Origin of the sequence: Companilactobacillus zhongbaensis (assembly GCF_003946515.1) — a bacterium.
In the GTDB taxonomy this organism is placed as follows: Bacteria; Bacillota; Bacilli; order Lactobacillales; family Lactobacillaceae; genus Companilactobacillus; species Companilactobacillus zhongbaensis.
On record NZ_RHOM01000054.1, the window covers coordinates 1 to 7,719 of the forward strand.

Below are 7,719 nucleotides of genomic sequence, written 5' to 3' on the forward strand. Positions count from 1 at the left end.
AACTACCAAGGAAACAACTAGGATACAAAAAACCCCAGGAGGCATTCGCCCTGGCCTGCGGCTACTAATAATCTGGCACTCCGATCCTGATAGATCTTAAGCTTTTTTTATTTTTTCGGGGTGGCTAACTTGTTCTTGCAATTTGCGTTTTTTTCTTTTCCCAAAAATTAGTAAATCCCCGAATTAAAATCGTTTTCACTCTATGCCATAATGTAATCAAATAATTCTTCTGGGGGCTTATTATTATGGATAAACTATATGACCAATACGATCGCCTACATGACTACATCAGATTATCGATCACTGATCGTTGTAACTTACGGTGTGTTTACTGTATGCCTAAAGAAGGATTGCCATTTTTCCCTTCTGACGAAGTCTTATCGCAAGACGAGATCGTTCAGTTGATCCAAAACTTTGCTGATATGGGTATCAAGAAGGTTCGAATCACTGGTGGGGAGCCGCTTTTGCGGACTGATGTGGTTGATATTGTTCGTCGGATCAATGAGATTGAGGGGATCGATGATATTTCTATTACTACTAATGGACTTTTTCTTGCTAAGAAAGCTGCTGCTTTGAAAGAGGCTGGGCTTGATCGGTTGAATATTAGTTTGGATACTTTTAATCCTGAGCGTTATAAGGAGATTACTCGTGGTGGTAATATCGAGCAAGTTCTTGATGGGATCCGGGTGGCTGCTAATCTTGGGTTTAAGAAGATTAAGCTTAATACGGTTTTGATCAAGGGCCAAAATGATGATGAGATTTTGGAGTTTTTGAATTTTACTAAGGAAAACGATGTTAATGTTCGTTTTATTGAATTCATGCCTATTGGTAATTCTTTGAAGACTTGGAAAAAAGAGTATGTTGGGTTGGATAATGTTTTTGATATTTGTCACGAGAATGGGTTGGAGTTTTCTCCTATCGAGCTTCGTGGTAATGGGCCTTCGGATAATTATCAGATCGAAGGTTATGCTGGTAGTTTTGGTTTGATCCATCCTATTAGTGCTAAGTTTTGTGAGAATTGTAATCGTCTGCGGATCACTGCTGATGGTTACGTTAAGGCTTGCTTGTATTGGAACGAAGAGATCAATATTCGTGAGGCTATTCCTGATAAGGATAAATTTAGAGCGTTGATTCAAAGATCTTTGGACAATAAGCCGTTGAATCATGAGATGGCTATGTCGGAAACTGATCGGATTATTGATAAAGCTCCAACTTGGAGACACATGAGTCAAATCGGAGGGTAATCATGGAAGAAGTTTTAGGCCAAGGTGAAGAGTTTTCACCGATCGAAAATGATGTTATGAGTTCACTTGAATCAGTGATCGATCCTGAATTAGGTATCGACCTGGTTAATTTAGGCTTGATCTACGATGTTGTGGTCAAAGAAAAAGACTGCCTGATCACGATGACTTTGACAACTATGGGATGCCCGTTGAGTAACTTGCTTGCAGACGAAATTACTAAAGCTGCTAAGGGAGTTGCGGGTATCGAAAATTGTCAGATCAATCTGGTCTGGCAGCCGGCATGGAATCCATCCATGATCAGTCGTTTTGGAAAAATTAGTTTAGGTATTCACGGTTAGTCGGTTTTTTCATCGAAGACGAAGTGACCGCTTTTGCCACCCATTTTTTCAACTAAGTGGACATCGTTGATGATCATGCCACGGTCGATAGCTTTACACATATCATAAATAGTTAGTAGGGCAGTTTGAACGGCGAGTAGGCCTTCGATTTCGACACCTGTGACGTGCTTAGTTTTTACTTGAGCCGAGCAAGTGATGATCGATTCTCCGTCGTCTTCGAAGTGGATGTCGACCCCAGTCAAGGGGATCAAGTGACACATCGGGATCAACGAACTAGTTTGTTTAGCTGCCATAATACCGGCGACTTGGGCTACTGCCAGCACGTCGCCTTTTTTTATTTTACCTTCGTGGATCCGTTGCAACGTTTCCGGATGCATTTTGATCTGACCGGTAGCGATGGCCGTTCTAGATGTGACTTTTTTATTTGTAACATCGACCATTTTTGACCGATTTTGATCATTGAAGTGAGTAAGTTTATCCATAATTTAACCGCTTTCCTAGAATTGATGACCCCATTATAACAAAGCAAAAAGGAAGAGTGAAAATGTCGAACGAAATTTCAGCTGAATTAGAAACTTATGCGAATGAACATGGCGAGCCGCATTGGTTGGTCAAACGTCGTCTGGACGCTTTGGAACAAATTGAAAGTGCACCTGAGTTTTTAAAAAATGAGCAGTTTGCGCCATTGCCATTGCAGGCTCCTAACAAGGTCAAATTGACTAAAGAGCTGTTGAATGCTGCCCACGTTAATGAAGATGAGGTGGGCGTTTATCAGATCGGTCAGTCGACTTTGGAAAATACTTTGGACGAAGATGATGAAGACAACGGCGTCATCTTGACCGACATTTTTACTGCCTTTCGCCAACATCCACGGCTGATCGAAGGCTATTTTTTGAAAAAATTATTGCCTCAAGCTCAAGATAAAAATAGTGCAACTCATATGGCTTTGTTGAATAGCGGACTGTTTTTATACGTTCCGAAAAATTATCAGTTGCAGGATACGGTTTATTTGAACATGCTCCAGGATAGTCAAGATGATGAACCACTTGTGACGCATTTGTTCGTCTATGCTGATGAGGGGAGCAGCGTTAAAGTTGTTCAACGTTTACAGACAATCGGTGAAAAAAGCAATCCGCTCGACTTGATCGTGGAAACACTGGCCCGTCCGAAGAGTTCGATCAACTTCACTGCTATCGAAGACCTCGGCCCAAATACACAAGCAACGATCCGCCGACACACCCAAGCTTCGCGTGAATCAAAGGTGACGACGAATATCGTGTCCAAAAATCTGGGTCAGACGATTGAAAGAGTGGTTACTAAGCAAGCTCATAAATCCGCCCAAGTAAATACGACGACCAACATTTTACAAAGTGAACCTCAACAAACTTATGATTGGGAAACGACTTTAGATTACAAAGATTTAGAGCAGAGTAAGGTCGTTCAAACTGGTGTCGGTAGCGACTTGTCTAACGTTCAAATGCACGTCAATGCCCTTCAAAAAGATGCTAACGATAACTATCTTGCTGATCCCATCTCGGGAGCTGGAAAAATCACTCAAGTTATCTCAGCAGACGAATCAGTTAATCAAACTGAGCCAATTGCCGATGCAACTGAAAAAGACGTATTTTTGAAAGCAGTCGCTGAATCTCAAAATGAAATTGCTGTTGATGAAATTAATAAACTGTTCAAAAATTAAGGTACACAAAAAGCGTGATCGAAAGTAAAATTCCGATCACGCTTTTTTTAGTCCATTACGACGAGCGAAGAATCCACGCCAGTTTTGATCAATGGAGAGACATTCGTGTCGGCACAAATAACTAATTCGTGCATGGCTCTGGTGCATATTGTATACAATGTATCGCGACTACGATCGTCAGGATAGTTAGTTTCTGAGACGTCGTGAGCGATAACGGCATCAAATTCTAGTCCTTTAGCCAAATAAATCGGCAGGACGATGATACCTTTTGGTACGGAACGGAAGTCGGCGTCGACTAAGGTCACTAGTGCTTCGTCGCCGTGGTGAGCATAAACTTGTTCTGCTTGTGCTTGGTTACGGGTCAAGATAGCAACAGTTTCGTAACGCCGATTCAATTCACGAGCACAATCTTTCAAACCGTTGAAGTAATGTTCTTCATCAAAGACCTTGACCGTCGGCTTTTCGCCACTTCTTGAGAAGGCTTTTATCTTTTCGGTTTTTGGCAATAATTGGCTAGCAAAGTTGGTGATCTCAGCAGTGGAACGATAGCTTTGATTCAAGCTGATCGTGGTCATGTGCTTTTTATCGAAAAGTTCCGATACTTCCGTGACGAGATCTTTTTGTCGGTAGGAACTAGTCAAAACATCTTGCGAACGGTCACCTAATAAGGTCATTTTGGCCATTGGGAAGGCGTGTTCGATGTATTTGAGCTGGGCCATCGTGTAATCTTGGACCTCATCGATGAAAATGTGTTGGATCGATGAGTTGATGCCTGAATCGGTGATGTAGTCACGCAAGTATAAAATGGCGACTGAATCACTGAGGCTAAGCTTATGAGCTTCAACGTTGTGATCGATAGCTTCGATCATCGTGTCCCAGATCTTTTGGTCAACGATATCTTGTTGCATGTGGCTGAGCAAGAATAAATATTCTTTGTAAGGGTCGAAGAAATAGTTGTTGATCAAAGCATTGTAAATCGGAGCGTAACGATCCTTCAAAAATTCTTCGGCGATGATCGAGCGTTGGTTAGTCGACTCTTCGATCTTGTGATCGGTAATGATCTGTTGGAAGTCTTCATCCGACAAGTTATCGATCTCGGCTTGGACCCAATCGTCATCGCGGTCCTCATGGATCCGTTTTTGTAGACGCTTGATCAAGATGTTCTTTGTCTTTAAAAAGCGGTCAGGGATGCTGTAGGCTTTGTTTTGAGCTTGATAGATCTTTGAAATCTCATCTTTCGTGAAGAAAGGTTGTCCTTCAAAAATGATGTCTTCAAAATAAAGCAAGTGATCCTTATGGTCATTTTCCAGTTTTTCCAAGTCGTCCAAGAAATGGGCGCTTTCCTTGTACAAGCGAATATCGACCATGTCTTGAGGTAAGTTGCGTTCGTCTTTTTCATAGCGTTCGAATAAGGTCTCGACTTGGATCCCGGTCAGACGCAGTGAAATGAATTCATTGAGCGTAACTTGGCGCATATTTCTTTCACCTAAACTAGGTAAAACCTCGGAAATGTAATTGCTAAAAAGCTTATTTGGTGAAAACAAAATAATTTGATCAGCGTTCAAACTGGAACGGCTGTGATATAGCAAAAAGGCGACCCGCTGCAAAATTGCGGAAGTCTTTCCGGATCCTGCGACACCTTGAACTAATAAGACATCCGAGTGAACGTCACGGATGATAGTATTTTGTTCATGTTGGATCGTAGCTACGATATTCTTTAAATATTCGTCGCTATATTCCGACAAGACTGATTGCAAGATCTCATCGCCGACAGTTTCGTTAGTGTCGAACATGTTGCGGATCTGATTATGGACGATCTGAAATTGGCGTTTGCGTTTTAAGTCGACTTCGGCTTTACCAGTTGGTGTCGGATAGCTGACTTTGCCGAGCGTTCCGTTGTAGTAAATCCCGGAGATCGGTGCGCGCCAATCGTAAATCAAAAAGTCGCCATCGTCATCTTGCAGTGTTGAAGTCCCGATGTATAAGGTATCTTTTTCACCATCTTCAACAATGTCGATCCGACCGAAATAAGGCGATCCTTGTAAGTTTTCCAGCTTTTTCTGATTAGCCTTTAAAATATTTTCGTTTTCGACCGCTAAATAAACTAATTGTTTTTGTTGCTGAACGGAAGCATTAGTTTCCATTTGGTCATCGACTTCAAAAGTATTGACCTTGGTATTTTCCCCGTAGTTCCGTTCGATCTTGCCCGTTTCAGAATGGGCTTTGTCCAAGTCGTGAGTGACTTTTTCAATTTTATCGTCGATAATATTGGCTACTTTATCGACACGTAATTGTTCTTGTTCCTTGCTGTCTTTTGTGGTCATGAATTTACCTCGAATTGACAATCTTCTTTAAATTCCTTATGATTATATCGAAATTAAAGTACATTAAATCATAGTCATTTTTAAGTACTAATTCAAGTAAGTTGAATCAGAGAGTAGTTTCTAGTCTGGAAGAACTACCGACCTTGGATCGGGAAATGGAGAATGGGTGGTCACCGTATAACCTAAAGTGGTAGAAATTAATTCTACAAAACAGGTGGTACCACGCTAAAGCGTCCTATTGATAATACAATAGGGCGCTTTTTTTAATGATGATGTACGAGGAGGAATAAATATGGCAACGAATACAATTTTAACTGGTGATAGACCAACAGGAAAACTTCACATTGGACATTACTTAGGCTCACTCAAAAACCGGGTCGAACTCCAAAACGAAGGCAAATACAAAATGTTCATCATGATTGCCGACATGCAAGCATTAACTGACAATGCCAGAAATCCCGAGAAGATTCGTAATAGCTTGGTACAAGTAGCATTGGACTACCTATCAGTCGGCATCGACCCTGAAAAAACAAACATCCTAGTACAATCACAGATCCCAGCCTTAAACGAATTAACAATGTACTACTTAGACTTAGTATCCGTTTCACGTTTGGAAAGAAATCCAACTGTAAAATCAGAAATCCAACAAAAGAAATTCGGTCAAAGCATCCCAGCCGGCTTTTTAACATATCCAGTAAGTCAAGCAGCCGACATCACAGCCTTCAAAGCCGACACCGTACCAGTAGGTGACGACCAAGAACCAATGATCGAACAATGCCGTGAAATAGTAAGAACCTTCAACAGAACTTACGACAGGGATGTCCTAGTAGAACCAGAAGGAGTCTTCCCACCAAAAGGCCAAGGAAGACTACCAGGAATCGACGGAAATGCCAAAATGAGCAAGTCCCTAGGAAACTGCATCTACCTATCAGATCCAGCCGATGAAGTAACCAAAAAAGTAATGTCAATGTACACCGACCCAGACCACGTCCACGTAGAAGATCCAGGTAAAATAGAAGGCAACACAGTCTTCACCTACCTAGACGCCTTCGCAACAGACAAAGCCAAAGTAGAAGAACTAAAACAACAATACCAAGCAGGAGGCCTAGGAGACGTCAAAGTAAAACGTTACCTAAATGACGTCCTCCAAGAAATCCTAGAACCAATCAGAAACAGAAGAGCCGAATACGAAAAAGACATCCCAGCAGTCTACGAAATGTTAGAAAAGGGTAGCCAAAAAGCAAACGAAGTTGCCAACCAAACATTAAAAGAAGTAAGAGATGCTATTGGTTTGAACTATTTCGATAAGAAATAGAGAGAAAATTTTATAAATGTAGAAGAGGAAGAATTCGAACAGAATTCTTCCTCTTTTTATGTAGCATAAATATCTTTACCAAAAGAAATGCAACTGCGGATCTCGGCGACGAAGGAGCAAGAGAGAGCAAAAAGAAAGAAGAAGGAGAAGGAATAAATGGAAGAGAGAAATAGAGAGGATTAAAAATAGAAGGTTGAAAGAGAAACCTAAAAAGGAGTGGAGGGAAAACAAAAAAAATAAAGGATATCCTCACAAACCAAACAACAGAGGACAACACCAGGCCAGAAGAAATACCTACCACAAGTAAACAAACAAACCCGTACCACCACCCCATATGATGAGATGTACAAACCTAGGTTTTGCGGGGGATGGAGAGAATTCGACCGTCAGCCATGAAATTTCACTTAGCGGTTTACCGCTTAGTGAAAGACCCAGCTTTGAAACAAGCGAGCGCACTTTGCTCGATTGGTTCAAAGTGGCGTCCATGGCGTTCCACGGTCGCAATTCTCGGAATCCCCCGCAAAACCGGAAGTGAACCTCCCACCAAAATCCCACCTCCATAAAAATCCCCCTCAAACATCTCAATAAAAAACATCTAATCAAAGAAAACATTTTCATCATCATAACTCTTGATTTTATCAACGATAAGTCTTAGAACGTGTTTAGAATCTTTTCAAGAGTATTCGCAGGAAGGCTAAGCTAATCATCATCTTACTGGTGTTCAGCTTTCGCTCACAATGGCGCCAGAGGCGCCGATATTTTCCTAGCCAGCTAAAACTGCGTTCGATAACCCAGCGTTGCG

7 protein-coding genes are annotated in these 7,719 nt (G+C 41.5%); 4 read left to right on the forward strand and 3 right to left on the reverse strand.

Translation table 11 applies throughout. The features are described from left to right. Positions 1–245: 245 nt before the first annotated feature. Together moaA and EKM69_RS11890 are read left to right on the forward strand one after the other, a co-directional pair. Entirely contained in the window at positions 246–1,244 is a 999-nt protein-coding gene (gene moaA / locus EKM69_RS11885) for a GTP 3',8-cyclase MoaA (RefSeq protein ID WP_125711296.1), read from the forward strand. Between the two features lie 2 nt (positions 1,245–1,246). Further along, complete coding sequence (locus EKM69_RS11890) at positions 1,247–1,582, forward strand: metal-sulfur cluster assembly factor (protein ID WP_125711298.1); 336 nt, start codon at positions 1,247–1,249, stop codon at positions 1,580–1,582. Here EKM69_RS11890 and moaC read toward each other — a convergent pair. Continuing rightward, positions 1,579–2,067, reverse strand: coding sequence for a cyclic pyranopterin monophosphate synthase MoaC (gene moaC, locus EKM69_RS11895; RefSeq protein WP_125711300.1), 489 nt, complete (start codon positions 2,065–2,067; stop codon positions 1,579–1,581). The two genes, EKM69_RS11890 and moaC, sit on opposite strands and share 4 nt — an antisense overlap. Before the next feature lie 59 nt (positions 2,068–2,126). Here moaC and EKM69_RS11900 point away from each other — a divergent pair, with 59 nt between their 5' ends. Next, positions 2,127–3,278, forward strand: coding sequence for a SufD family Fe-S cluster assembly protein (locus EKM69_RS11900; RefSeq protein ID WP_125711302.1), 1,152 nt, complete (start codon positions 2,127–2,129; stop codon positions 3,276–3,278). A 47-nt stretch (positions 3,279–3,325) separates the two neighbouring features. Here EKM69_RS11900 and helD read toward each other — a convergent pair whose 3' ends face one another. Next, positions 3,326–5,602, reverse strand: coding sequence for an RNA polymerase recycling motor HelD (helD, locus tag EKM69_RS11905; protein WP_125711304.1), 2,277 nt, complete (start codon positions 5,600–5,602; stop codon positions 3,326–3,328). Positions 5,603–5,894: 292 nt separating this feature from the next. Here helD and trpS point away from each other — a divergent pair, with 292 nt between their 5' ends. Continuing rightward, the gene (gene trpS, locus EKM69_RS11910) at positions 5,895–6,917 is read left to right on the forward strand and encodes a tryptophan--tRNA ligase (protein ID WP_125711305.1); all 1,023 of its coding nucleotides are present in this window, start codon (positions 5,895–5,897) and stop codon (positions 6,915–6,917) included. A gap of 662 nt (positions 6,918–7,579) precedes the next feature. On the opposite strand, the gene EKM69_RS11915 is transcribed toward trpS, so the two are convergent. Then, positions 7,580–7,719: transposase (locus EKM69_RS11915; protein ID WP_164505916.1), on the reverse strand; the 140-nt coding region annotated here is incomplete at its 5' end.